Origin of the sequence: Salegentibacter sp. 24 (genome assembly GCF_004362395.1) — a bacterium.
Classification (GTDB): Bacteria; Bacteroidota; Bacteroidia; order Flavobacteriales; family Flavobacteriaceae; genus Salegentibacter.
The window spans coordinates 48,559-71,945 of the sequence record NZ_SNWE01000021.1; the positions used below are offsets into that span (position 1 = coordinate 48,559).

Here is a 23,387-nt window from a genome sequence, read left to right on the forward strand (position 1 = left end):
AAAAAATATAAAAATGCCAATAGAAAACATTCCTGAAATTTATATTCAAAATAAAAAAACTCCTCAAGATATATTTGTATATGACTTTAGGATGACTAGTGATGTTGTAAAAAGTAAAGTTAATTTAAGCATGAATATGTTTAGTTTTTTACAAGTTGGTAAAAAGCAAGTACATTTTGCCGGCACATCGGTTGCGGTAAATAAAGCTCAATCTTTATTGCTTAAAAAAGGAAATTGGCTTTGGACTGAATTATTAGATACTGAAGCTATTTATTACTGCAAGCTTTTTTTCTTTTCTGAAAAAAAACTAACTGATTTCTTAAGTAAGTATACTAACAATGTTAAACCTTACCAAGAGGAGGTGCCCTATTTTGTAATTGAAAACGATGATTATATTGCTACATTTATCAACTCTTTATCATCTGGCACCTTTACAAGTCATAGGTATAGCGATGCTTTATTGGTTTTAAAGTTTGAAGAAATAATGTTGTATCTGCTCAATAAATATGGTAATAAGTTTGAATATTACTTACACTCATTAATATCAAAAGAAATTTCTCCATTTAAAAACGTAATAGATAGCAATGTGTATTCAAATTTAAAACTAGAAGAAATTGCCTTTCTCTGTAATATGAGTTTATCTACCTTCAAACGGCATTTTATAAATGAATACAATGAACCACCTGGAAAATGGTTACAAGACAGGCGTCTTCAAAAAGCAAAAGAATTATTGCAGAGTAGCGAATTGAAAGCATCTGATATTTATTTGGAAATTGGCTATAATAACCTGTCTAACTTTAGTATAGCTTTTAAAAACAAGTTTGGAATTAGTCCAACAGATATTTCTAATTTAAAATAAATTGCTTAATTATCTGTTTTTAAGACGTTTGCATTTAAAGTAAATTGTACGCATATATTAAATGTTTTACATTGACCTTTTTTCATAAGTTAATGAACTGTATCAATAAATAAGAAACTAAGAACCCAACATATATTTGCCCTGTAATTACACGATGCTTGTTTTGGCAAGCATAATTAAAGTTTTAAAATTAAATATATAATTATGGCAAATGTAACTAAACCTGTATTTAAAGAAAGATACGGGAACTTTATTGGCGGTAAATTCGTAGCTCCTGTAAAAGGTGAGTATTTCGACAATGTATCTCCAGTAGACGGTAAAGTATTTACGCAAGCGGCGCGTTCAACTCAAGAAGATATTGATTTGGCTCTTGATGCTGCTCACCAAGCGTTCCCAGCTTGGAGCACCTCTTCAGCTACAGAACGCAGTAATGCGTTATTAAAAATTGCTCAAGTAATGGAAGACAACTTCGAATACTTAGCAACTTTAGAAACTATTGACAATGGGAAACCAATCCGTGAGTCACGTGCAGCAGATATCCCTTACTGTATTGATCATTTTCGTTATTTCGCAGGTGTTATTCGTGCAGACGAAGGAAGTATTTCTGAACATGACAAAGACACTGTTAGTATCGTTTTAAACGAACCTATTGGTGTTGTAGGTGAAATTATCCCTTGGAACTTCCCAATGTTAATGCTAGCTTGGAAAATAGCTCCGGCTTTAGCAGCAGGATGTACAGCGGTTGTTAAACCAGCTGAACAAACCCCTACTAGTGTCATGGCATTAATGGAACTTATTGGTGACATTCTTCCTGAAGGTGTATTGAACATCGTAAGCGGTTTTGGTGCTGAAGCTGGTGCTGCATTAGCTACCTCTAAGCGCATTGCCAAACTTTCTTTTACGGGTTCTACCGAAACAGGTCGTAAAGTATTGCATAACGCAGCTGAAAATATTATTCCTGTAACTATGGAACTAGGCGGTAAGTCTCCAAACATTTTCTTCCCGTCGGTGGCAGATCAAGACGATGAATTCTATAGCAAAGCTATTGAAGGTGCGTTAATGTTCGCTCTTAATCAGGGAGAAATTTGTACAGCGCCAACACGTATTTTAGTGCACAAAGATATCGCTGATGATTTTATCGTAAAAATGCAAGAACGTTTAAGAGGTATCAAAACAGGAAATCCGTTAGATCCTGAAACAATGATTGGCTCTCAAGTTTCTAAAGCGCAATACGAAAAAATCTTGGGATACATCAATATTGGTAAAGAAGAAGGTGCTGAAGTATTAGCCGGTGGTGACGCTGGTAATTACGAAGGTGAACTTTCAGAAGGATATTACATCCAACCTACAGTATTAAAAGGTGATAACAACATGCGTGTTTTCCAAGAAGAAATTTTTGGCCCAGTTGTAGCTTTAACAACTTTCAGTTCTACTGAAGAAGCTATCAAAATTGCCAACGATACTCCGTATGGATTAGGTGCTGGTGTTTGGTCTCGTGACGCTCACGAATTATTCCAGGTTCCTCGTGCTATACAGGCTGGTAGAGTTTGGGTAAACCAATATCATACTTATCCTGCACACGCTCCTTTTGGTGGAGTTAAAGAATCAGGTTTTGGTCGTGAAAACCACAAAATGGCTTTAGATCATTACCGTGTAGTAAAAAACATGTTGATCTCTTACGATAAGAAACCAATGGGCTTATTCTAATTGATTAATTGGGATTAAAATTCAAGTAAATTACCTCGAGGCATTAAAAGAAAAATTTTTGGATTTCCAGGCAAGCCTCGGTGCATTAAATCTCGATTATCCAGTAAATCCCCAGAATATTCTGGGGATTTACTTTTTTAGCCCTATATTAAAAACTTTTAAAGATTTAGGATTATGAAAAAAACCTTCTACCTATTCCGGCATATAAGCTGGATTGCCATTGTTTGTTCACTTCTGGGATCGCTACTACTTTTTATTGTTGGTGCGTTAAAAACTATTAATGCCTTTAGAGTTGTTATCTTTAATTATATCCCAGAAGACAAAGCACATTTACATAAGGCAGATATAGCTACAACATATCTCATAAAATCTTTAGATACCTTTTTAATTGCTTTGGTACTCTTCATATTTGCACATGGTGTCTTTACGCTATTTATTTCTAATAAAAAATATGATGATGGAAAAAACGTCTTAAAATGGATTAGAACACCAAACATTGGTCATTTAAAAAATGTGCTTGCCGAAGTTATTGTTATAATCCTTTTTGTAAAATTTCTTGAAGTCGTTTTTGTGAATATTGATAACCTTAAATGGGAAATAATCATTCTTCCTATTTCTATTCTTTTACTAGCTGTTGGTTTAAAATTTTTAAGCCTAAATAAAGAAGAAACTGATAGTTCAAAATGAAATACGCTTTGATGTCTTTGATAACACTAAAAACCGTAAATGAAATAAAATTTTTTATATCCGTTTAGTGTCCTATTGATGTAATGCTTGCTATCACTAACCTGTTAAATATTTTGTTCTCCAATATATCGTCTATTTAACTTGTAAACGAACTCATTAAGATATAATTGCAGGTATTTTTTCTGGATTTTATGGTAGGTTCCAGCGAAATTCCGTTTTGCATTACTAATGGTAATGTGTACCCACTTAAGTATTTCTTTAGTGGTTGTCTCATTGGATTTCTCAGTGATATGTAGTAAACATTAGAAACCCTACAGACACTACGTTTGTAGGTTTTTTTATTGTGTGTCGTGCGTGACGTATAACTCGACGGTGAATTTTTTCAACACATTACGGAAAACCATAAGGAGACACCTTTTAAAGATCTTAGCTTTGCTAAAATTTTTAAAACCTCATTTATGAAATTTAAATTACTTTACATTCTTACCCTGGTATTTGTTTTGACCTCTTGCAGTAGTACCTACTATCAGGTTTATAAAGCCGAAACAGGCGAAAATATTAAGAATACTAGCAATGGTTTAATTTATGAAGATGACAATTGCCGTATTAGCTATGATTTTTGGAAAAATGGCGGATCAGCTGACTTTATGATTGAAAATAAAACGGAAAAGGATTTACATCTACATCTTGAAGAAAGTTATTTTATTCTAAATGGTATTGCCTACGATTATTTCCAGGACCGCATTTTTATGAGCTCTAAGGGAACTGCTGCTTCGCGGGTAAAGCGGTCAAGCAATAAAACCTCTCTAAGCGGGATGAATATTTTCAATATTTGGCAAACAAATAGTAAAACTTTAGAGGATGGGGCCGAAGTGGCAATATCGTCAGGTGCCGGTGTAAGTTATCGTGAAAAGGAAATAGTTACTATTCCAGCAGGAACCGCCAAGATTTTTAATGAGTTTCAAATAAATAATCAGCTTTTTAGAGATTGTGATCTTTATAAATATCCAAATAAAAGACAAATAAATACTAAGAACTATTCAGAAGCCAAAAGTCCTTTTGTTTTTGGTAATCTTTTAGCTTATTCTGTAGGAGAAGAAGAGGCCCTAAGGCAAATTGAAAATCAATTTTATGTCTCGGCCATTACCAACTATCCAGAAAAAGAATTTGTTGAGGCCGAAAGAGAAGAATTCTGTGGAGATAAGGGAAGCAGTGAAGTGAAGTACTTCAAGAAATCCTCTGCCGATGCATTTTATATAAAATATACTAAGAAGGATAGAGATCCTTTTCAGCATTAGTTATCGCATTAAACATACAAAATAAAGCCCTGTAAATGCCACGTTTGTGGGGCTTTTTTCATCACTGTGTAAATATTAGAGGCCTGGATTTCCAAGCAAGATTAAAAAATTTAGGGGTTTGCAAACCCCTAAATTTTCTTATATTTTATAGTTTTAAAGTTCCTTGGATTGTCCCTTTTTGTAAATTTATTTTAGCTAAAAAGGGCTAAATATTTCTTGAAAGCATAAATCTTTCCCCTTTTACTTCCAGTTACTTCTGTTAAAATTTCTAGCTCTTCTAAATCGCTTATTAAATTGTAAGCTGTTCTATTGGATACACCGGCAACCTCTTCAACCTTTTTAGGATCAATCACAGGTCTTGTTAATAAGTACTGTAAGATTTTTTGAGCATTATTTGCTCTCGATCCAAGGGTTTGAATTTTTAATTCAGATTGCTGTTTTAATTTTAGTATTTCGTCAAAAGTATCAACACCCTTTTTCGCTGTTTCGATAATCCCTACTAGGAAGAATTTAAGCCATTGTTTTAGATCATTATTAGACCTTACGCGCATTAAATTATCGTAGTATAAATTTTTATTTCTTTCAAAAAAGTCTGATAAATATAAAATAGGCTTTTTAAGAATTTCCTTATCAACTAAATAAAGGGTTATTAATAATCTCCCTACTCGACCATTTCCATCTAAAAAAGGGTGAATTGTTTCAAACTGATAATGAATAATTCCTATTTTCAAAAGATCTGGAAAAAATAGGTCTTGATTGTGGGTAAACTTTTCTAAATCACTCATTAGTCCCCCCAATGTTGTGTGAACTGGAGGAATAAAAGTAGCATCATTAATTGAAGCTCCTCCGATCCAATTTTGACTTTTTCTAAATTCACCAGGTTGTTTATGTTCACCCCTTACTCCTTGTAATAAAATTTTGTGAGTCTCTTTAATAAGCCTACTAGAAAAGGGAATCTCATTCAACATATCAATAGCTCTACTCATAGCGGAAATATAGTTTTGTACTTCTTCCCAGTCATCTCTCTTCTCATTACTTACGTCTTCTTTGTCTAGTAAAGCTTCTTCCATATTAGTTTGTGTACCTTCTATTTTACTACTTTGTGTAGCTTCTTTCAGTACGTGCATGCTAATAAAAAGATCTATGTCGGGAATATGTTCGCTATACATATCAAGTCTGCCTAATTGCCTATCCGCCTTAGATAACAAACTTAGAATTTCCATATCTTCAAGTAACCATTCTTTATTTATAGGATTAGGTTGAAAGCTTTTATAATGTCCTTGATTTATATACTTGCCCGATTTGAAATTTTGCATAAAAAAGATAAGAATTACAATTTGAAAAACACTATTGCAAAATATGCATTTTTATTGCAATAAGATATACGCTATTGTAAAAAAGCGTGTTTTTTTACAATAACAAAATTGTAATTGCAGATACTGCCTTTATAATTCATCAATTACACTTACCCTTACATATACTACTCTTTTCCTTTATTAAGATTTTTGTGAAAAATGTTAGAAGAGTTAGATGCATGAATCTATTATTTTTCTTTTAGCTATATTTAATAGCCTGAAGCGTTATTAATTATGGAAAAATTTATTCTTGAATCTGGAAAAGCACTGGCTAGATTAAGATCTGGAATAAATGATTTCATTGAGGACAAAATAGAGGGAAATGTCACCAACCTAATTCTTTTTATCCTGTCTTTTTTTATTCTCTTCGTCACCAGCTTCAGTTTAATTTTTGGTGTCAAAACCATAATAGATGGTTATGTCTATTTTCTAATACTTCTTATAGTGCTGGCGGTAGTTTTGGTTTGGCTGGCCATATTCTATGAATCAGATAAACACCTGGAGACCGACCGACATAATTTTAAGGTGGAGCCAATTAATAAATACCGGATAAGGTTTGAATACATCAACCTTGATAAAAACGCTAAAGAGCAGTTCTTTAGATTGCTTAAAGGCCGAAAGGTTCAGGAGAAGATCAATTTCACCGTTGGGAATAAAAGCGGAGACTCCGCAAACCACAGAATTTTGTTTGTTTTATTTGATGAATTGTTAGTTGGTGGAATTCAAGATTGCTCCGGAGAAAGGAAACGTGACTTTTTCCAGTTGCTGATGAATTCCTTTTTGATGAACAACGAACCGCTCAAAGAAAACACTTTAAAAACCAGTTTTTCCGCCTGGAAAAACGAACAGGAAAAAATTAATTCCCGAAACCAGCGCAAATTCATCCGACAGATGTTGAATAAAGAATAATTATAGCATAATTCCCTTCTTGTTTGAATTACTCTATTGATTTATAGGTATTTGCTTTCCTAAGTTTGTCCTGTACAAAATCGTAAAAGGCCTTTTACTCATTTCTAATTTTAACCATATAGTTATGAATGAGCAGGAACAAGTAGTGGGTTTATTGGAGGATATTAAAGTGCTTCTTTCCCACACCAAGAAAGTAATGAACGTGGAAGACCTGGCACAATATACGGGTCTCTCCAAAAGTAAGATCTATAAGCTTACCCATTTAAAGCTTATCCCAATGGGGAATAATCCGAACATCCGTCAGAAGTTTTTCGACAAGGAAAAAATCGATGCCTGGCTCCTGGGAGAACCGGACCTATCCGATGCCTACCTTGAGGATCAGTTCAACAAGAACCTATTGAAGAACCGCAAGTAATCACTTGCTATTTACTCAACCTTAAAAAAACATTATGATGAAAAATTCATCTTATATCCGTGTGGGTACGAGTTACTATAAAATAGTAGTAATGCCCACAATTGCCGGGAACTTCAACGAAGTTTTGATTCCCTGGAATATCGAGACCTTACGACAGGACCACGGTAAAGGCTTTGTTGGAAGTATTAAAAAATATGAAGGCTTTACCTGTATCCCGAGCCACCTGGATTTTAAACAGGTACATCACGGTTTTTATAATACTTACGCTCCCTTATCTACTTTGCCCAGTAGCGGTAAAGTAGATTATTCACTGCTGTTCGTTAAGCACATTTTCGGCAACCAATTCGAATTAGGCCTTGATTATTTGCAACTCTTGTATACAAAGCCCATTCAGATGTTACCCATACTATGCCTGGTTTCTAAAGAACGGGTGACTGGAAAAACTACTTTTCTTAAATGGCTCAAAGCTATCTTCGAAAATAACCTGACTTATCTCACCAATGATAGTTTCAGCAGTCAGTTTAATACTGATTGGACGCATAAACTCCTTATCTGTATTGACGAGGTTTTATTTAATAGGGAGGAACTCACCGAACGAATTAAATACCTCAGTACTACCGATTTTAATAAACTGGAGGCTAAAGGTAAAGATAAGCGGGAAGTTGAGTTTTTCGGAAAGTTTATCCTCTGTAGTAATAATGAAGATAACTTCATTAAGATCGATAGCGAAGAAACCCGCTTTTGGGTTTTGAAAGTTCCATCCCTACAAAAGGAGGAAACTCATTTTTTAGACCATCTGAAGGCAGAAATCCCCGCTTTTTTATATTACCTCCAGCAGCGGGAATTAGCTACAACTCATAAAACCAGAATGTGGTTTGCTCCAGTGCAGATAAGAACCAATGCACTAGAGAACCTGATGCAAAACAACCGGAATCGGGTGGAAAAAGAATTAGCAAACATGATGCTGGATGCTATGGAAAATTTTGATCTTGAGGAAGTTGAAATTTGTCCTTTAGATGCTTTGCAGATTTTAAATAGAACCCGGGTTAAAACCGATTTAACCCAACTACGGCAGATATTAAAGAAGGACTGGAAATTAAATAACCAGGATAATTCCCTAAAATATCGAAAGCTATATATGTGGCAGGAGGGTGGCCTCGGACTTATCGATGGGAAGGGACGCTATTACACGGTTAAAAAATCGTTTTTATTACAGAATTTCAGGGAAGATATAAAGTGATGAATTGATGCGTAAATGATGATACCGAAAAGCTGCTAATTCAGGGGTTTTAGGAGTGATTAGCCCTGAATTTAGTGAGAACAGTAAACAAACCCTCTAGGAATATACTTTTATTATTTATTCTTTTTTTGATGAATGATGACAGATAGTAAAATAGCCCAGTGATAGCAATGGTTTTGCCCAGCATCGTTTTGTCATCACTTTGTCATCAAAAATAAAACGATACTGAAATTTGAATGGATTTGATGGAATTTGAAACGAAAACAGCAAAAAAATGGAAAACATAGAAACATCAAAAAGCTGGGAAAAAGCTCGTAATATTTGCATCGTAAAAACGCTTGCAAAATTAGGGCACTTTCCCAGCAGGAAAACGGAAAAAGAAGCTTGGTTTCTGAGTCCCCTGCGGTCAGAAACGCAAGCCTCTTTTAGCGTCTCTCTACACAAGAACCTATGGTATGACTTCGGAATGGGCAAAGGTGGTTCCATCATTGACCTTATTATGGAAATGAAATCCTGCACTATAAATGAAGCGCTGGAATACTTGATGAACGATAGGACTGCATTTTCCTTCAGACCACTAAAAACTGAAGGTCGTTGGAAGCAAGCAGAAATTCGAATTCTGGATGTAGAAGATATCTACCTGCAGGGACTAATTGATTATCTAAAATCTCGGAATATACCTCTGGAGGTTGGCAATAATTACTGCAAACAGATTTGGTATAACTGTAAAGGGAAGCGGTTTTTTGCGATCGGGCTTCAAAACCATCTAGGAGGCTGGGAACTTCGAAATAAATATTTTAAAAACTCCAGTAGCCCTAAAACCTTTTCCCTCATTGAAAACGATTCCAAACAGCTACTCATCACGGAAGGGATGTTTGATATGCTATCACTGGCTACCATTGATGAAGATTTAGTACAAAGTTCAGATAGTATCATTTTAAATTCCCTGGCTTTTATAAAGCGGATCGAATCTTTGATTCCAAAATATAAGCGGGTTTTACTCTTCCTGGATAATGATCCCGCTGGTAAAAAAGCAACGGCTTCGCTTTTAAACCAATATAACCATATCACCGATCACAGTGATTCTTATAAAGATTATGTAGATCTCAATGAAAAATTAAAAGATGAAAAAGCCTGGAAAAAATAAGGATCAAGTAGGAGGTAAAAGTAAAATAAGCTGGGAAGAAGCTTTGGCTAATACCAAGAGACAACACGATAAAATGTATGGCAGAATAGATCAAAAAGCTGAGTTGGAAAAGAAGGAGCTTAAACTATCTGTACCGACTTTGGAAGGGAATGCAAGATGTGTGCCTGTGGGCACAATCTTGATTGCTCCCGGTGGTCGCAATGAAAAAAAAGAGAGGTTTAAGGGGAAAAGTGAATGGATAAAATTCAGATGTTCTATATACGAAAAGAAGATGCTCAGGATCAAAGCGAAACAAAGCGGACTTACTTTAAGTGAGTTTTGCAGAAAGGCTGTTTATGAAAAAGAGATCAAAGAACGGCTTTCTGATGATCATATCGAGATCTATAAAACCCTCCATAAATTTCATAATAACTTTAAATCTATCGGGAATATGTACCGGAAGAAAAATCCTAAACTGACCAGGGAAGTTTATGGACTGGCCAATTTGATCAAAGCTCATCTTGAAAAGTTGAGAGGATGATCGGGAAAGGAAAAGCGATATCGCATACCCAGGCTTCGATGGCCTATGGCTGGAACCAGGAGAAAGATGCCGAGGTAGTCTATTCGCAAAATATTACCGGGGACACGCCTAAGGAAGTAACGGCAGAATTTAGGATTACCCAGGAACTTAATGAAAACTGTGAAAAGAACACCCTCTCTTTTGTACTAAGTCCAACTATAGATGATGGGAAATATTTGGAGAAGAAAGAGCTATCCAGGATCTGTGAGCAATTTATGAAACAGATGAATTTGAAAGACCGGCAGGCCATTGCCTTTGTTCACCGGGATAAAGCGCATAAGCATATTCATCTTTATGTGAACCGGATTGATTTTAAAGGGGTAGCCTACAATGATAGCTTTATTGGAAAACGAAGTCAACTGGCTGCAGAGAAAGTAGCTGAGAAAATGCAGCTGACTACCGTAAAACAGGTGCAGTGGGAAAAGCAGCATAATCTTTCTGCTATTCGTTCTGAAATCAAAAGGCGTCACGATCTCACGATGCAGCAGTTTAAACCAAGAACGTTCCAGGATTATATAAAGGGAATGGAAACGAATGGCGTGAAGGTGATTCCCTCGATCAATAAAGCGAATAAGCTGCAGGGCTTTCGGTTTGAATTTGATAAATATAATTTAAAAGGAAGCGAAGTGCACCGCTCAATGACCGGAGGCAATATTGGAAAATCCCTGGCTTCAGAAAAAAGTATGTCTAGCTTCCTAAAGGAAAATACCCAGCTAAAACTTGCCGGCAAAACGGTAGAGCTTTCTACCGGGATGACCAAAGCAATTGCAAAACATGTAATTAAGAAAATAATCTCTAAAGGTATGGATGCCGGGATGGGATTCTAAAAATTCGTATTATGGCAAAATTAGAACAACTTAGTGAACTGCTGGTTTCAGAAATCAGCCAGTTTGAAAAAACATTACAAAGGTTGGAAAGAATCCAGAAGGAGAAGATCGGAATTGATACTGCTGATTTTGAAATGGTGCTCTTGAAACACCAGGAAAAGATGGAAAAAGATTTTAATCAATATTCATTAGAAATGAAATCGCTTGGGGTGAAACTAAGAGAGGCTAAAGCCTATCCGGTGTGGGCTTTGACCTTGTTTACGGTTTCTCTAATGACTAACGTAGTTTTGATCTTTCTATTAATTTCTTAAACCTTTATTGGGCATAAGCGTATTCGGAGATAATAATATCAGCTGTAATACTCAATTCGTAATTATATTATAGTGCGGATTAACGTGTATTTCTTGGTACCAATCCCAATATTACCATCAAATCCAGGATCTCGAATTATTTGAACTGCTTTCCATTAAAAATAGGTTTTCTAATTAAAGTGCCCATACATAAATAAGTTTTGCTTGGAAAGAATTGGAAAAATTGGGATTCTAGAAGTTCATACATGCGGTACAATCAGGTTCCCCGGTGAGTTGGCCGTTTTCATCAATTTTATATTTACAGCATTCATTAAATCGTTGTTTTAAATAGTCTTTTGTTCTCCTAATCCGCGCTTTTACATTAGGCAGACTAATATTTAATTCACGGGCGGTTTCGGTTTGGGTTTTACCTTTGAAGTAAACCAGATCAATTACCGCCTTATAATGGGAAGGCAATTCTTCAATAAAACGATCGAAACAACAAATATCCTGGTATTCTTCAGCCACGGCTGTTTTTTCGCTTTCTAAATGGACTACGTATTTATTTTCTCTTTTGAAATAATCATTAAGCTCATTTCGTACAATTTGAAATATCCAGGCCCTTACTTTTCCGGGACTCTCTAATTGATGCAGATTCTTATGAGCTTTAAAAAAGGTATTCTGAAAAATATCTTTCGCGGCCGTTTTATTCTTAGCCTTTTTAAGGATAAAAAAATAAACTTCCTCACGATGCTTTCTCCATATTTCCTGCGTATCCATACTCAAATATAAAGATTTAGTAAGCTACTTCGGGCGAGCTCACGAAGCATTTAGAATTAATTTTTGATTTCGAGGTATCCCGGATGCTTCAATACGGGTATTTATCCCGAAACTTCGCAACGATATCCTAAGAAGGCTGCCCATTAAGACAGCCTTTTATTTAGTTACAGCAACTACATTTATTGCAATCACAGGTTTCGCAAGGACAGGTATTTTCTTTGCAGCTTACACAATTACAGTTTGTACAGTCACAATTGGTGCATTTACAAGTATTCATAATTTCACAGATTTATGATTTATAAGGTAGACTGGAAATAACGAAAAAGGATACTCTTATTATTAAAAAATAATAAATAGATGTTTCTGAAAAGGTGCGCTAGCAAATATTTAAAACAAGCTATTCTAATGGGGAAGCTTATAGTTAGTAATTAATGGCGAGATATAAGATTGACTATTACCTTGATCATCATTTCTTTATCGCCTGGGTGGCTTTCAGCAATTAATAAGGTCAATGCCACCAAAGCATTGTCCGGGATTACTTTATTCCCGGTTTGGGTATAAAGTATTTGATTTCGGTCTAGAAACCAGACAAATAAAAATGCGGCAATTCGTTTGTTTCCATCGGAAAATGAATGATTTTTGACCACAAAATACAGCAAGTGAGCTGCTTTTTCTTCGGTTGTGGGATAGAGATCCTCCCCTCCAAAAGTTTGATATATATTCTCCAGGGAGCCCTTAAAGGAATCGTCCTTCTCACGGCCAAAAAGTCCTTCAAATTTTGTTTGTCTTCCTAGTTCATCTATTGCTTTTCGCGCTTCATTGTAGGTGATTTGAAAAACTTCGCGACTTCCTTCCTCAGGTACCTCCAGCCGCTGGTGGTCATAATCATCCAATAAATCCAGGGCGCGAGAATACTGGGCAATAATTTTTATTAGTCCGACTGATTCATCAGTATTAAGATCGTGTTCAGAAATAACTTTTTCCTGCAAACGAACTACGTTTTTTAGTTCGTCGAGCTGGCGGGTTTTTTCTCGAAGTATTTTTTCATTGATGGAATATCCCTGTAGTAAGAATTCCTTTAGAACTTTATTAGCCCATTGTCTAAATAGAATACCGCGTTTAGAGTTAACCCGATAACCCACAGATATTACTACATCTAAATTATAGTGCATTCTATCTCTGGCTACTTCTCTCTTTCCTTCCCGTTGAACCGTTCGGAATTTCCGAACAGTTGAATTATCATCTAACTCACCAGATGAGAATATGTGCTTAATGTGTTCACTAATATTAGCCTTACTTGATTCAAATAATGCGATCATTTGAGCTTGGGTAAGCCAAACCGTTTCTTCTTCAAGTCTTACATCAATTTGAGTTTGCCCGGTCTCTGTTTTATAAATCAGTATTTGATCCTGTTGCGATTCCATAATCCTTTCAGAATATAAATTATTAGTAGCTTCTTGATTTCGAATTGAATATAAACATTTTAATTATAGGGTAGTTTTAGGGGGAGTAACAACTTAAGGCAAAATTTTCTCCATATGAATATTACTGATTTGCTATGCAGGAATATTTAATTTCCTTTTAGAATTTCCCCTTAACTAGATTATTTAAGTGAGTGAGATTTCACCCCCACCAGTACAAGCTCATAATTTAATCAAATAAGTACCGACCTTGTATTTTATTTTGGTTATCAGTTCATAACCTTTGTTCCTTAAAACCTAAAAGGTTAATAGGGGAAGGCCTTTGTTGTATATGCTGTGTGCATTTAGTGAGTGCTATTAGGGACCTCACCTTACGGGTGTACAAGTACCCTCATATTCGAATTTTATCTACTATAGGTTCAATTCCGGTTTTGTCGAGCGTCATTTATTTTGGTTATCAGTCCATAATAATTCCAGTTCCTTTGTTCATTTAAACTTAAAAGGTTAATAGGGAAGGCTTTGTTGTATATGCTGCCTGCATTTAGTGAGTGCTATTAAAGACCTCACCTTTCGGGTGTACAAGCACCCTCATAAATTAATTTAATCCACTATAAGTTCAATACCAGCTTTTTCGGCCTTGTATTTTATTTTGGTCATCAATTCGTAATAATTCCAGTTCCTTAAAATAAATCCGTCTTCTTTTTTGGCAATTTCCATTTTATCTTCCTGGTTTAATAAAATGAGTGTCCCCGCTTGTTGTTTAATACAAAAATCAATGAGCTTCCGGCTATATACATGCAAGCGATTACCTACATAGTTTTTTTCCTTTTCGTGGAATCTATCCACTGCTTTTGTTTTGCGTTTACGACCCTTTCCCGATCTGCAATAAGTAGCACCGTTTTGTGCCCTTTTTAGAGAAGACTGTATGGCAAGCCTTCTAAATAGAAATTCTTCTCGACTGCCAATACTAAGTTTTTCTTTACCGGATTTGACTATAATAGGATACTCCATAGATAAAGAAGCTTCTGCAATTATTTCCGGTTTCAGTTTATGCTTCTCTTTCTCAACCTCAAAAACGGCTAACCAATAAATTTTTTGATTTTTAAGTTGAAGTTTAGAGGCGCAAAGTTTGATTTGGCCGGCCACTACCTGTTCCAGTAGGCTTCGTTTATCGGTATAATCTTTTCCTAAATAAGCTTTCAAGGGAACGGAGAATAATCGAAAACAGAAGGTCTTTTTTTCTTCTTTATAACATAAGCGCTGAATACCTCTCGTTCCAAAAGGAAAAGCGATATCCCTCCTAAAATTAGCCAGGGAGCGTTCCCCACTCCTATAAGACGATAGGTCATTCCTAAAGCTGCTCATTATATTATTATTCAGGTTGGATAGAATATTGGTAGGGATTTCCCCTTTAAAACGATCGGATACCACCCGGTAGGTGCAGTTGGTTTTTGAAAAATTGAGTATGCCGTCTTCAGCTTTTTTTTCATCCGCTAACCTATATTTTATTCTTTCCGATAAATAAAAGAATTCCTTGATCATTTCCTGTACGTAGAGATGTGCAACAATGAGATTAGCCGCCCTGTAGCTTCGGTTCTGCCAGCGGTACAGGGTCTCAAGAGCCTCCCTTTTTTCTTCTTTGGTGGGGGCATCCACCTGCAGCTGGATTTTCCGGGTGAGTTTTATCGTTTCTTTTCCCATGATTAAGCCGATTGTTGTTGTTCGTGTTTGAGCTGCATTAGTTTATAGGCCGCCATAAATTCCTTGTGAACTTCCTTTTGAGTAAGGTTCAGCTCCCGGGCAATATCCGCAAAGGAATATTGCTTTTCCGTACGCAGCTGTAGCACCTTTTGCTGTTCTCGGGTCATGGTAGTCTGAATCTTTACCGCCAACATCGGTCTTGGTTTAGCTTCAAGCGAACTCCCTTTATTAACAATATTCTTAATATCCTCAATAGCACTTTTTATTTCGGTACTGGTTTTGTTGATACTGGTTCCCATCGCCTGGGCAATGGCCTTATACTGAAAACCGTGTTTTAAACAGAGTTCAATAAGTCGCCTTCTTTCACTGCTAAGCAGAGGAAGGATACGCTGAATTCGCTCAAAAGCTTTCTGTTCCGCTTCCTGGTCCAGTAAATGCCTATCTTTTTCCTCCGGATCATAACCGTGCATATAATCCTGGTAGTCCTTGTAATATTCTAACCTATTAATATTCCTGTGAAATTTATTCTTAGGTCGAGAGTAGTAGTATATACACTCAGTTTTCATCACATAACGAAGGAAAAAGTATATATGTTCCGGTTCTTCTATCCTATCCCTTTTCTTCCATAAAATGAGGAAAGTATCCTGAAGGATGTTTTCTATGACGAATTCATCCTTTATAGTTTTCTTGCCCAACCAAAAGAGCCTGCGGTGATACCTGGCATAAATAAACTCCAAAGCATCAGGATGTCCCTGTTGTAATAATTCAAAAATACGCTGTAACATAAGCAGTCGCTTTTAGGTGGAGGCAAAAACCCCCAGAATTAAAATGGATTTAGCTTAAGCGAATTCTTATAAGATATAAAGAGAAGATAGCTTTGAAAACAATTGAGAAGAATGCCTGTTTCCTACAAACAAAAAAGGCGTGGATACTCAACTTATAGCATCAAGGTACTGGTATACCGCACGACAATAAGTAAGCCCACGCCCGGGTCGTGAGCATTTACACTCATCATCTCGTCGCTAAAAATTACCAGTTTTTGATGCGAGAATCAAAGCGAATGCTTCTAATATTTTACTTAAAGAAGTTTCGCAAATATATTAATATGAGATAAATATAATAAAAATATTTTAATCTCGTCCGATCGAACGAGATTCTTTTAAAAGTATACAATTTCTTTGTTAGTATGGCAAAGGAAATCAATAAAGCTATTTGTGAGTTTATAACTGAAGAATGGATAAATCCATTTTTAGCCAAAGGAGGAACACAGGTAGGATTTGCCGACAATCATAACATTTTAGAAAGTACCGTACGTAAAATTAAGAACACCCCCAACTATCGAATTCCTGTAGAAACACTCTTCAAAATATGTCAAGAAAGACGAATAAGTGTTTCAGATTTCTTTAAACAACTTGAAAAAAAGTTTCCTGATTTGAAGATTGAAGAGTAAAGTTATTGAAGTTTACTCTGCCACATCGAACTTTTTAAGCACTTCTTTTTAACTCTCCTTCCGGTTTTCCGTAATCTACTTTTATTTGAATGTATTTAGTGAAACTGGGTTTATTCTGTAATATTTCTTTTAAAAATAATAAATTGTGCTATATATAACAAATGAACTGCAATCATCAAAGAATCATAAATGTTCACTAAAAAAGTGAATTTTATGTTTTTAAATCTTACATTTGTCAAATGAAATAAACTGTAATGAAGATTATTTTCGAGAAGGATCACCTACAACAATTATATGAGGAGGGAAAAGCAAAAAGTAAAAAATATAGATATCAAAAAACCATCATCAGAAAATATAAACAGACTATCGACAAATTAAGAGTTGCAGAAAAAGTCGAAGATCTGTATCCATTTAAAAGTCTCAACTATGAAAAATTAAAAGGTGATAAAAAAGGAATTGAATCCGTTAGAGTAGACCAAAAGTATCGGATTGAATTTACTAGTAGCGTGGAAAAAGATAGTGAGAGTACGATTACAATTTGCTCTATTATCGAATTAAGTAATCACTACCAATAGAACAAAGAAAAGAGAAGATGGAAACTAAAAACAACCTTATACCATTTGAAGCAACTCATCCTGGTATATTAATCAAAGATGAAATTGAAGCCCGCCCTGAGTTGACTCAAAAAGAGCTGGCAAAAGAATTAGATGTAAAACCTTCCTTCCTTAATGAGATAATCAAAGGAAAAAGATCGCTGACTGCAGACATTGCAATTTTATTAGAGAAAACCTTAGAAATCCCTGCAGATTATTGGATGAAATTTCAATCCCAATATGAGATTGATAAAGCAAGGATAAAAGAAAAGAATATTGAAAAGCTAAGAAATATTGAGCTTTATAGTATTATAAAAGAATATGTCCCAGTAAAATATTTCAAGAAGTATGGGTATTTAAAAAATGAAATAGTTTATGACATAGAAAAAGTAAAAGAAATTTATGCAGTAAATAGCATAGATGAATTGGTCGGTAATTTTGCTCAGAGAAAACTTTCATTTTTTAGAAAATCAGAGAAACTAAAAGTTGATGAAAAAAATATGGTTGCGTGGAGTGCCTTAGCACAATTTAAAGCCCAAAACCAGAAAATTAATACTTTCAATTTCGAAAATATTCCACATTTAATTAAGGAATTAAATGAAGTGTTTTATGAGAATATCAACACTTTAGAAGAAGTAGAGTCTTTATTATCTCAATTTGGTATAAAATTTATTCTAATTGAAAAATTTGAGAAAACCCCTATTGATGGATTTTCATTTTGGTCTGAGGACAATCCAGCTGTTGCAATGACCTTAAGACACAAAAGAGTCGATAATTTTGCCTTTACATTATTACACGAAATTGGGCATATTGACCTTCATCTTAAAAACAATAGAGAAAAAGAATTTATTGATTTATCAAAAAATAAGCGAATCGATAAATTTGAGAAGGAGGCTGATAAGTTTGCGCAAGAAAATTTGATAGCACCGAACATATGGAAAGATATTTTAGAAAATCATATTCCTTTATCAGAAGAAAAAATTAATTCGCTAAGCGAACAACATCGTATAAATCCTGCAATATTGTTAGGAAGAGCCTGTTACGAAATGGATTTTTATGCCATAAAAACTCGGATTAACAAGAGTATTGGGTAACTGCAGCTAAGTCGGGTCCTAAGAAATAAGTGGATATTTTCGTAAAAATGTAGTTTTAGAAAAATGAAGTTGGTAAGTCTCTTCAGAATTTTTATAAAAATATCATATTAGATAAATATCCAGATTTAAAACTATGGAATTTAAAGATTTACCAATCAAAGAAGAGTCAAAAAGATTCAAAGAACATTTACTCCTCGAAAATAATAATAGGACAATTCTTTCGGGAATTTTCGGGATTGGAAAAACTTATTTTATAGATAAATTTTTCAAAATTAATAAAAATGAATTTATTGAAATAAAATTAAATCCCGTAAACTATTCCGTATCTCAAAATGAAGATATTTTTGAATTAATCAAATTTGATATTGGATTTCAACTCTTCAAGGAAAATCCGAATTTTGAAAAAGTTGAGATTGATAGTCTATTAGCTACAGAGTTTTTCTTTCGCCAGAATTTTGAAGAATTAATAGAATCATTGGCAAACAATCTATCCAAACTGGATCACAGGCTCAATACCATTGTAAGACCAATTTTAAATTTAAAAAATAAAGTCCAAGAGTTTCAAATGGCAAATGAGGTTGACGAAGAAAAAGATTTAATAAACTTCCTTAGAGAATTTAAATTCAAAAAAGGGACTTTCCGCGAGGAAAACTCAATAACTGAATTAATCAATATTCTACTTCAGACCTTAAAAGAAAATTTTCCGGATAAAAAGACAGTATTGGTAATTGATGATTTAGACAGAATAGATCCTGAGCATATTTTTAGAATTTTAAATATTTTTTCAGCACATTTCGACTATTATGATCTCAAAGGTGAAAACAAGTTTGGATTTGATAAAGTGGTTTTAATCTGTGACATTGATAATATCAGAGGTATATTTCATAACCAATACGGAACAGATATTGATTTTTCAGGGTATATAGATAAATTTTACTCTTTGGAAGTTTTTGAGTATGATTTTTCCAGTACAATAAATTCTAGCCTTGAGAAATTTTTTAGAAGTATACACTCCAGCGATAATAAAATTGTTGCACATATAATTAATCATAGTAATAACTATTACACTAAGGAGCTTACTTTTCTAATTAGTCATTTTGTTCATTCAAGCGCACTTAGTATGAGGTCTTTAGTGAATTTTTTAAAAATTGATTATCGCCCTCGGGATTATACCATAAGCACAAATTATTCTCATAAAATTTATACTCGCGATACTCCAATATTCTTAATATTTGATATACTAATAAAGTTATTCGGTGGTCTCGATAATTTAGAGTTTGCAGTAGAGAAAACTATTAAAAAATTTCCAATAATTGAGTTGACAACATACAACGATTACTGGCATAATAGATTAGGAAATTTAATTATGCTTTTAGAACACAATAAAACTAACCTAGATCCGCGTTCTGAAACTATTAAATTTTCGGAATTTGAAATTGGAATAAAAGTAAATTATGAAATAGTTCCATTGGATTATGGAATAATGGGTAAGGCTAAACAAATTGGTGAATACGGTCCGGATTCAGAATTTTTGGATATTCAAAGCCCTATAAATTTTAAAATACAATATTTTCAAATTTTGAAAAGAGCAATCAGAGTTTATAAACGTCTTCCTAAACAAGTTGTGTAAAAGAAAGATTTCCTATTTGCTGATAGAGACTAAAAATGGAAAAAGGTACAGAGATTCATAATATGTTTATCTGTTCACGAATTACTAAAGGATAATTCTCCTCCATTTCCCTTATATTTGTCATATTCCCCACCCTACAGGAATATTTAATTGCAGCCAAATCATTATATTCAGGCTGTTTAAGTAAACTAAAAGACCCAACCAACCTACATGGCAAAAGCAGATATTGATTTTGAAAAGGAACTCTGGGACGCGGCCAACGAACTTAGAGGTGCCGTTTCAGAAAACAATTATAAAAACTACATTCTTCCCCTGGTATTCCTTAAACACCTTAGCGAACGCTACGAGGTGATTCGGGAGGAATTAAAGGATCTAATAAACGACCCTTCATCAGATTATCATACTACCGATACCGAGGAAATAAATTACGTGCTGGAAGACCGGGACGAATACCGTTCCCGCAACACTTTTAAAATTCCGGAAAAAGCTTCCTGGCAGTATTTAAAAGACAATGCCGAGCAGGATGATATCAAGGTAAAAATAGATGATGCTTTTGATGAAATCCAGGGATTGCTTACCGAGTACAATCCGCAGCTTCAAAATTTATTGCCGCGAATTTTTGTGCGCAGTGAATTGTCGCCCAAGCAAACCGGTGGAATCATAAACCTCCTCTCCCACCCTAAATTTTCTGAAAAGGAAAATCCTGAAAGTGATATTTTAGGCCGTATTTATGAATATTATATCGGTCGATTTGCGATGGCAGAAGGTTCGGGCGCAGGACAGTTCTTTACGCCGGGTAGTATTGTGCGTTTGTTGGTAGAACTTTTGGAACCCTATAAAGGAAGGATCTTTGATCCTGCCTGCGGAAGCGGAGGAATGTTTGTGCAGAGTTTAAAATTCCTTCAGGAACACGGCGGAAATAAAAGCGATATCGCCATCTACGGACAGGAAATGACTGCACAAACTTTACGATTATGCCTGATGAACCTGATGCTCCGAAATCTTTCTTTCGACATTAAACTCGGAAATTCCCTTTTAGATGATAAATTCCCGGAACTAAAAGCCGATTATATTATTGCCAATCCGCCATTTAATGTGAGCAACTGGCATCCGGAAGATCTGCCGGAGGGCGATCCCCGATTATTTGGCCCCAGGGAAGAATTCACCACCGATGGTAGCGCCAATTATATGTGGATGCAAACTTTTTGGCATCATTTGAGCGAAACCGGGACCGCCGGAATCATAATGGCCAACGGGGCGATGACTTCCAATAACAAAGGAGAAAAAAATGTACGCCAATATATGGTAGATCATTCTATGGTTGATGCCATTGTACGTTTACCCGATAAACTTTTCCTTACCACCGGAATCCCGGCCTGTCTTTTTATTTTAAGTAAAAACCGAGACGGCAACGACGGCACCCATCGCGAGCGAAACGATGAAATTCTTTTTATCGATGCTTCAAAAATGGGTAAAATGGCCAGTAGAAAACTCCGGGTTTTTGACGATGAGGATATCCAAAAAATATCTGAAACCTATCATAAATGGCGTAACGTCACCTCGAGCGCAGTCGAAGATTATTCGGACGTGGAAGGCTTCTGCAAAGCAGCCACAATAGAAGAGGTAATAAAACAAGATTACAAACTCACCCCCGGAATTTACGTTGGCACCGAAGCCGAAGAAGATGACGGGATTCCTTTTGAAGAAAAAATGGAGGGTCTAAAGGCACAATTGCTGGAACAGTTTGAAAAAGGGGAAGAGTTAAACGAAAAGATTAAGGCGAATTTTGATAGAATACTTTAAAATTAAAAAGTAACCTAATAATGGAGAAGTAAGAGCCATTGTAAATAAACCAGAAAAGAAATAATAATAGATAAGAACATTGTCAATAGACAGTTAAAAACCGAAATGGAATTTTTTAAAATTAATAATAGTAATTGGAAACAATATCAAACAATTTCTAATAAGTCTTTTTCTTGTGGATTTTGTGGAGAAAGAGTTGCTTCTGATAGAGGATATAAAATAGGTCGTGGACGAGACGGTTCTGGTGACCAAATTGGTGGAATTTATATTTGCCCAAACTGTCAAGGCCCTAATTTTATAGACCTAAATGACATATGGCATCCTGGACAGTTATTTGGTAGATCTGTTAAAAATGTACCAGATGAATTAAATGAACTTTATGAAGAAGCAAGAAAATGTCATAAAGAAAATTGTTTCACTGCATCAGTTCTATTATGTCGAAAAATGTTAATGAACATTGCAGTGGATCAAGGTGCCAAGCAGAATCTAAGCTTTATTAAGTACGTAAATTATTTGTCTGACCAAGGGTTTATACCACCCAATGGTAGGAATTGGGTAGATCATATTCGCAAAAAAGGAAATGAGGCAACACACGAAATCAAAATGATGGAGGAAACTGATTCTAAAGACTTACTAACTTTTACAGAAATGATGCTAATGTTTTTATTCGAATTCCCATCAATGGTTGAAATACATAAACCCTCTGAATAGGAAAAGTCTAACATATAATACGCTTTAATCTATCTAAAGAATTATGTCCGTACTCACTTGCAATACCTCATTGTCTTTGAAAAATTACGCTCGCACGTTCAGACTGTTTTTATACTGAACGCTCAATTTAATTTAATAATCGAAACGCAATAATAAACAATCTAAAAAAAACAATATGGCAAGATGCACAGCACCATCAAGAGGACATCGAACAGCTAGCGGAGCAGCCGCCTGCCCTGCCTGTGGAGGCCGTTCCCGTGGATATAGTTCATACTCAAATTATATTTCGCCTTACCCTACATATAGCGAAAGTAGAAATTCTGGTGGTTCATCTGGAAGAAGTGGGAATTATAATAGCAGTAAAGGAAGAACAAAAAAACCAAGTTGGTCAAATTCAAATTCTTCAATTTATTATACTCCAACAGAAATCAAGACACTAACTCCTGCAAGAAAAATTGTAGAAGAGAGGACAAAAAAGCCTGATTTAAGGGATATTTTTCTTTGTCACGCTTGGGATGACAGAAAACATAGTGCAAAAGAATTATATGATTTCCTCGTATCTAAAAGCATTTCAGTTTGGTTTAGCGAAAAAGATGTACCCTTAGGAACCTCTCTTCTACGTGAAATTGACAAAGGACTTGCAAAATCTAAAATTGGCATCGTATTAGTAACTCCGAAATTTTTAGAAAGAATTGAGAATTCTGGAATTGCTGATAAAGAACTTTCCGCTCTACTTGCTACCGACCAACTTGTTCCAATTGTTCACGAGACTACTTATGAAGAATTAAGGGATGTTAGTCCTCTATTGGCTTCTAGAAGTGGATTAGATACCTCAGAAGAAACTATAGAAATTATTTCCGACAAACTTGCCGAACTAGTTGCTGTAGAATTAGTAAGTTAATTCTAAAATT

At 35.1% G+C, this 23,387-nt stretch carries 23 protein-coding genes and 1 pseudogene; 18 read left to right on the forward strand and 6 right to left on the reverse strand.

The features are described from left to right. Window positions 1-13 precede the first annotated feature (13 nt). The 3 genes from DET49_RS14300 (at window position 14) to DET49_RS14310 (ending at window position 3,253) form a co-directional block, all read left to right on the forward strand. The gene (locus DET49_RS14300; RefSeq protein WP_133548849.1) at window positions 14-859 is read left to right on the forward strand and encodes a helix-turn-helix domain-containing protein; all 846 of its coding nucleotides are present in this window, start codon (window positions 14-16) and stop codon (window positions 857-859) included. Window positions 860-1,063: 204 nt separating this feature from the next. After that, complete coding sequence (locus DET49_RS14305) at window positions 1,064-2,566, forward strand: aldehyde dehydrogenase family protein (RefSeq protein ID WP_133548851.1); 1,503 nt, start codon at window positions 1,064-1,066, stop codon at window positions 2,564-2,566. A 174-nt stretch (window positions 2,567-2,740) separates the two neighbouring features. Next, window positions 2,741-3,253: a YqhA family protein gene (locus DET49_RS14310; RefSeq protein WP_133548853.1), complete on the forward strand. Its 513-nt coding sequence runs from the start codon at window positions 2,741-2,743 to the stop codon at window positions 3,251-3,253. Window positions 3,254-3,317: 64 nt separating this feature from the next. Here the strand turns inward: DET49_RS14310 and DET49_RS14315 are convergent. Beyond that, window positions 3,318-3,549, reverse strand: a pseudogene (locus DET49_RS14315) (transposase); the annotation flags it as partial. A gap of 162 nt (window positions 3,550-3,711) precedes the next feature. Here DET49_RS14315 and DET49_RS14320 point away from each other — a divergent pair. Next, complete coding sequence (locus DET49_RS14320; RefSeq protein WP_133548854.1) at window positions 3,712-4,551, forward strand: hypothetical protein; 840 nt, start codon at window positions 3,712-3,714, stop codon at window positions 4,549-4,551. A 191-nt stretch (window positions 4,552-4,742) separates the two neighbouring features. Here the strand turns inward: DET49_RS14320 and DET49_RS14325 are convergent, their stop codons facing one another. After that, window positions 4,743-5,867 (reverse strand): Fic family protein, encoded by a 1,125-nt coding sequence (locus DET49_RS14325; RefSeq protein ID WP_133548856.1) that lies wholly within the window; start codon window positions 5,865-5,867, stop codon window positions 4,743-4,745. 273 nt (window positions 5,868-6,140) lie between these two features. Between DET49_RS14325 and DET49_RS14330 the strand changes: the two genes are divergently transcribed. The 7 genes from DET49_RS14330 (at window position 6,141) to DET49_RS14360 (ending at window position 11,314) form a co-directional block, all read left to right on the forward strand. After that, entirely contained in the window at window positions 6,141-6,815 is a 675-nt protein-coding gene (locus DET49_RS14330; RefSeq protein WP_133548858.1) for a hypothetical protein, read from the forward strand. 124 nt (window positions 6,816-6,939) lie between these two features. Then, window positions 6,940-7,230: a helix-turn-helix transcriptional regulator gene (locus DET49_RS14335; protein ID WP_093306600.1), complete on the forward strand. Its 291-nt coding sequence runs from the start codon at window positions 6,940-6,942 to the stop codon at window positions 7,228-7,230. A 34-nt stretch (window positions 7,231-7,264) separates the two neighbouring features. Continuing rightward, window positions 7,265-8,470: a primase-helicase family protein gene (locus tag DET49_RS14340; protein WP_317130329.1), complete on the forward strand. Its 1,206-nt coding sequence runs from the start codon at window positions 7,265-7,267 to the stop codon at window positions 8,468-8,470. A 274-nt stretch (window positions 8,471-8,744) separates the two neighbouring features. Continuing rightward, entirely contained in the window at window positions 8,745-9,617 is an 873-nt protein-coding gene (locus tag DET49_RS14345) for a toprim domain-containing protein (protein WP_133548860.1), read from the forward strand. Beyond that, on the forward strand, window positions 9,595-10,137 hold the full coding sequence (mbpA, locus tag DET49_RS18760) for a mobilization protein MbpA (RefSeq protein ID WP_243729688.1): 543 nt from the start codon (window positions 9,595-9,597) through the stop codon (window positions 10,135-10,137). Before DET49_RS14345 ends, mbpA begins: the two co-directional genes overlap by 23 nt. Further along, window positions 10,134-11,003, forward strand: a complete 870-nt coding sequence (locus tag DET49_RS14355) for a relaxase/mobilization nuclease domain-containing protein (protein WP_133548862.1) — start codon at window positions 10,134-10,136, stop codon at window positions 11,001-11,003. Before mbpA ends, DET49_RS14355 begins: the two co-directional genes overlap by 4 nt. A gap of 11 nt (window positions 11,004-11,014) precedes the next feature. Further along, window positions 11,015-11,314, forward strand: coding sequence for a DUF6730 family protein (locus DET49_RS14360; protein WP_133548864.1), 300 nt, complete (start codon window positions 11,015-11,017; stop codon window positions 11,312-11,314). 231 nt (window positions 11,315-11,545) lie between these two features. Here the strand turns inward: DET49_RS14360 and DET49_RS14365 are convergent, their stop codons facing one another. The 4 genes from DET49_RS14365 to DET49_RS14380 all read right to left on the reverse strand — a co-directional run bounded on the left by DET49_RS14365 (window position 11,546) and on the right by DET49_RS14380 (window position 15,980). After that, window positions 11,546-12,073, reverse strand: a complete 528-nt coding sequence (locus DET49_RS14365; protein ID WP_133548915.1) for a sigma-70 family RNA polymerase sigma factor — start codon at window positions 12,071-12,073, stop codon at window positions 11,546-11,548. Between the two features lie 428 nt (window positions 12,074-12,501). Further along, on the reverse strand, window positions 12,502-13,497 hold the full coding sequence (gene rhuM, locus DET49_RS14370) for a RhuM family protein (RefSeq protein WP_208109658.1): 996 nt from the start codon (window positions 13,495-13,497) through the stop codon (window positions 12,502-12,504). Between the two features lie 597 nt (window positions 13,498-14,094). Beyond that, window positions 14,095-15,195 carry a hypothetical protein gene (locus tag DET49_RS14375; RefSeq protein WP_133548868.1) on the reverse strand — a complete coding sequence of 367 codons (1,101 nt, stop codon included), beginning with the start codon at window positions 15,193-15,195 and terminating at the stop codon, window positions 14,095-14,097. A gap of 2 nt (window positions 15,196-15,197) precedes the next feature. Then, on the reverse strand, window positions 15,198-15,980 hold the full coding sequence (locus DET49_RS14380; RefSeq protein WP_133548870.1) for an RNA polymerase sigma factor: 783 nt from the start codon (window positions 15,978-15,980) through the stop codon (window positions 15,198-15,200). 401 nt (window positions 15,981-16,381) lie between these two features. On the opposite strand from DET49_RS14380, the gene DET49_RS14385 reads away from it, so the two are divergent. From DET49_RS14385 to DET49_RS14415, 7 genes are all read left to right on the forward strand, one after another. After that, on the forward strand, window positions 16,382-16,645 hold the full coding sequence (locus tag DET49_RS14385; RefSeq protein WP_133548872.1) for a transcriptional regulator: 264 nt from the start codon (window positions 16,382-16,384) through the stop codon (window positions 16,643-16,645). A gap of 254 nt (window positions 16,646-16,899) precedes the next feature. Continuing rightward, complete coding sequence (locus DET49_RS14390) at window positions 16,900-17,220, forward strand: type II toxin-antitoxin system RelE/ParE family toxin (RefSeq protein ID WP_133548874.1); 321 nt, start codon at window positions 16,900-16,902, stop codon at window positions 17,218-17,220. A gap of 17 nt (window positions 17,221-17,237) precedes the next feature. Then, window positions 17,238-18,332 (forward strand): HigA family addiction module antitoxin, encoded by a 1,095-nt coding sequence (locus DET49_RS14395; protein WP_133548876.1) that lies wholly within the window; start codon window positions 17,238-17,240, stop codon window positions 18,330-18,332. Window positions 18,333-18,465: 133 nt separating this feature from the next. Further along, complete coding sequence (locus tag DET49_RS14400) at window positions 18,466-19,962, forward strand: P-loop NTPase fold protein (protein ID WP_133548878.1); 1,497 nt, start codon at window positions 18,466-18,468, stop codon at window positions 19,960-19,962. 210 nt (window positions 19,963-20,172) lie between these two features. Next, entirely contained in the window at window positions 20,173-21,765 is a 1,593-nt protein-coding gene (locus DET49_RS14405) for a type I restriction-modification system subunit M (protein WP_133548880.1), read from the forward strand. 105 nt (window positions 21,766-21,870) lie between these two features. Beyond that, on the forward strand, window positions 21,871-22,476 hold the full coding sequence (locus DET49_RS14410; RefSeq protein WP_133548882.1) for a DUF4145 domain-containing protein: 606 nt from the start codon (window positions 21,871-21,873) through the stop codon (window positions 22,474-22,476). A gap of 175 nt (window positions 22,477-22,651) precedes the next feature. Beyond that, window positions 22,652-23,377, forward strand: a complete 726-nt coding sequence (locus tag DET49_RS14415) for a toll/interleukin-1 receptor domain-containing protein (RefSeq protein WP_133548884.1) — start codon at window positions 22,652-22,654, stop codon at window positions 23,375-23,377. The last annotated feature ends 10 nt before the right edge of the window (window positions 23,378-23,387 follow it).

What these genes read in the sequence shown, in the direction of transcription:
- DET49_RS14405 (WP_133548880.1), top strand. Translation starts at nt 20,173, where the DNA reads ATGGCAAAAGCAGATATTGATTTTGAAAAGGAACTCTGGGACGCGGCC.
- DET49_RS14335 (WP_093306600.1), top strand. Translation starts at nt 6,940, where the DNA reads ATGAATGAGCAGGAACAAGTAGTGGGTTTATTGGAGGATATTAAAGTG.
- DET49_RS14395 (WP_133548876.1), top strand. Translation starts at nt 17,238, where the DNA reads ATGGAAACTAAAAACAACCTTATACCATTTGAAGCAACTCATCCTGGT.
- DET49_RS14390 (WP_133548874.1), top strand. Translation starts at nt 16,900, where the DNA reads ATGAAGATTATTTTCGAGAAGGATCACCTACAACAATTATATGAGGAG.
- DET49_RS14305 (WP_133548851.1), top strand. Translation starts at nt 1,064, where the DNA reads ATGGCAAATGTAACTAAACCTGTATTTAAAGAAAGATACGGGAACTTT.
- DET49_RS14400 (WP_133548878.1), top strand. Translation starts at nt 18,466, where the DNA reads ATGGAATTTAAAGATTTACCAATCAAAGAAGAGTCAAAAAGATTCAAA.
- DET49_RS14330 (WP_133548858.1), top strand. Translation starts at nt 6,141, where the DNA reads ATGGAAAAATTTATTCTTGAATCTGGAAAAGCACTGGCTAGATTAAGA.
- DET49_RS14320 (WP_133548854.1), top strand. Translation starts at nt 3,712, where the DNA reads ATGAAATTTAAATTACTTTACATTCTTACCCTGGTATTTGTTTTGACC.
- DET49_RS14355 (WP_133548862.1), top strand. Translation starts at nt 10,134, where the DNA reads ATGATCGGGAAAGGAAAAGCGATATCGCATACCCAGGCTTCGATGGCC.
- rhuM (WP_208109658.1), bottom strand. Translation starts at nt 13,497, where the DNA reads ATGGAATCGCAACAGGATCAAATACTGATTTATAAAACAGAGACCGGG.
- DET49_RS14340 (WP_317130329.1), top strand. Translation starts at nt 7,265, where the DNA reads ATGATGAAAAATTCATCTTATATCCGTGTGGGTACGAGTTACTATAAA.
- DET49_RS14365 (WP_133548915.1), bottom strand. Translation starts at nt 12,073, where the DNA reads ATGGATACGCAGGAAATATGGAGAAAGCATCGTGAGGAAGTTTATTTT.
- DET49_RS14325 (WP_133548856.1), bottom strand. Translation starts at nt 5,867, where the DNA reads ATGCAAAATTTCAAATCGGGCAAGTATATAAATCAAGGACATTATAAA.
- DET49_RS14410 (WP_133548882.1), top strand. Translation starts at nt 21,871, where the DNA reads ATGGAATTTTTTAAAATTAATAATAGTAATTGGAAACAATATCAAACA.
- DET49_RS14300 (WP_133548849.1), top strand. Translation starts at nt 14, where the DNA reads ATGCCAATAGAAAACATTCCTGAAATTTATATTCAAAATAAAAAAACT.
- DET49_RS14415 (WP_133548884.1), top strand. Translation starts at nt 22,652, where the DNA reads ATGGCAAGATGCACAGCACCATCAAGAGGACATCGAACAGCTAGCGGA.
- DET49_RS14345 (WP_133548860.1), top strand. Translation starts at nt 8,745, where the DNA reads ATGGAAAACATAGAAACATCAAAAAGCTGGGAAAAAGCTCGTAATATT.
- mbpA (WP_243729688.1), top strand. Translation starts at nt 9,595, where the DNA reads ATGAAAAAGCCTGGAAAAAATAAGGATCAAGTAGGAGGTAAAAGTAAA.
- DET49_RS14380 (WP_133548870.1), bottom strand. Translation starts at nt 15,980, where the DNA reads ATGTTACAGCGTATTTTTGAATTATTACAACAGGGACATCCTGATGCT.
- DET49_RS14375 (WP_133548868.1), bottom strand. Translation starts at nt 15,195, where the DNA reads ATGGGAAAAGAAACGATAAAACTCACCCGGAAAATCCAGCTGCAGGTG.
- DET49_RS14360 (WP_133548864.1), top strand. Translation starts at nt 11,015, where the DNA reads ATGGCAAAATTAGAACAACTTAGTGAACTGCTGGTTTCAGAAATCAGC.
- DET49_RS14385 (WP_133548872.1), top strand. Translation starts at nt 16,382, where the DNA reads ATGGCAAAGGAAATCAATAAAGCTATTTGTGAGTTTATAACTGAAGAA.
- DET49_RS14310 (WP_133548853.1), top strand. Translation starts at nt 2,741, where the DNA reads ATGAAAAAAACCTTCTACCTATTCCGGCATATAAGCTGGATTGCCATT.